The organism is Pantoea sp. CFCC18179 (assembly GCF_059412405.1).
The window spans coordinates 1-1,793 of record NZ_JBNBPM010000038.1 but is presented as its reverse complement, the minus strand read 5'-3'; the positions used below and the strand labels follow the sequence as shown (position 1 = coordinate 1,793).

Genomic DNA, 1,793 nt, shown 5'->3' with positions numbered 1-1,793 from the left:
GGGTGACGAGTGGCGGACGGGTGAGTAATGTCTGGGAAACTGCCCGATGGAGGGGGATAACTACTGGAAACGGTAGCTAATACCGCATAACGTCGCAAGACCAAAGTGGGGGACCTTCGGGCCTCACACCATCGGATGTGCCCAGATGGGATTAGCTAGTAGGTGGGGTAATGGCTCACCTAGGCGACGATCCCTAGCTGGTCTGAGAGGATGACCAGCCACACTGGAACTGAGANCGCATAACGTCGCAAGACCAAAGTGGGGGACCTTCGGGCCTCACACCATCGGATGTGCCCAGATGGGATTAGCTAGTAGGTGGGGTAATGGCTCACCTAGGCGACGATCCCTAGCTGGTCTGAGAGGATGACCAGCCACACTGGAACTGAGACACGGTCCAGACTCCTACGGGAGGCAGCAGTGGGGAATATTGCACAATGGGCGCAAGCCTGATGCAGCCATGCCGCGTGTATGAAGAAGGCCTTCGGGTTGTAAAGTACTTTCAGCGGGGAAGAAGGCGGTGGAGTTAATAACTTCACCGATTGACGTTACCCGCAGAAGAAGCACCGGCTAACTCCGTGCCAGCAGCCGCGGTAATACGGAGGGTGCAAGCGTTAATCGGAATTACTGGGCGTAAAGCGCACGCAGGCGGTCTGTCAAGTCGGATGTGAAATCCCCGGGCTTAACCTGGGAACTGCATTCGAAACTGGCAGGCTAGAGTCTTGTAGAGGGGGGTAGAATTCCAGGTGTAGCGGTGAAATGCGTAGAGATCTGGAGGAATACCGGTGGCGAAGGCGGCCCCCTGGACAAAGACTGACGCTCAGGTGCGAAAGCGTGGGGAGCAAACAGGATTAGATACCCTGGTAGTCCACGCCGTAAACGATGTCGACTTGGAGGTTGTTCCCTTGAGGAGTGGCTTCCGGAGCTAACGCGTTAAGTCGACCGCCTGGGGAGTACGGCCGCAAGGTTAAAACTCAAATGAATTGACGGGGGCCCGCACAAGCGGTGGAGCATGTGGTTTAATTCGATGCAACGCGAAGAACCTTACCTACTCTTGACATCCACGGAACTTAGCAGANCCGCCTGGGGAGTACGGCCGCAAGGTTAAAACTCAAATGAATTGACGGGGGCCCGCACAAGCGGTGGAGCATGTGGTTTAATTCGATGCAACGCGAAGAACCTTACCTACTCTTGACATCCAGCGAACTTAGCAGAGATGCTTTGGTGCCTTCGGGAACCGTGAGACAGGTGCTGCATGGCTGTCGTCAGCTCGTGTTGTGAAATGTTGGGTTAAGTCCCGCAACGAGCGCAACCCTTATCCTTTGTTGCCAGCGGTCCGGCCGGGAACTCAAAGGAGACTGCCAGTGATAAACTGGAGGAAGGTGGGGATGACGTCAAGTCATCATGGCCCTTACGAGTAGGGCTACACACGTGCTACAATGGCGCATACAAAGAGAAGCGACCTCGCGAGAGCAAGCGGACCTCATAAAGTGCGTCGTAGTCCGGATTGGAGTCTGCAACTCGACTCCATGAAGTCGGAATCGCTAGTAATCGTAGATCAGAATGCTACGGTGAATACGTTCCCGGGCCTTGTACACACCGCCCGTCACACCATGGGAGTGGGTTGCAAAAGAAGTAGGTAGCTTAACCTTCGGGAGGGCGCTTACCACTTTGTGATTCATGACTGGGGTGAAGTCGTAACAAGGTAACCGTAGGGGAACCTGCGGTTGGATCACCTCCTTACCTGAAGATACCTTCCCGCGAAGTGCTCACACAGATTGTCTGATAGAAAGTAA

Annotated in this window: 1 rRNA gene; it reads left to right on the top strand. The window is 54.7% G+C overall.

From position 1 onward, the window contains the following. Positions 1–1,740: ribosomal RNA gene (locus tag ACPUC7_RS24340) — 16S ribosomal RNA — on the top strand; the annotation flags it as partial. Between the last annotated feature and the right edge of the window lie 53 nt (positions 1,741–1,793).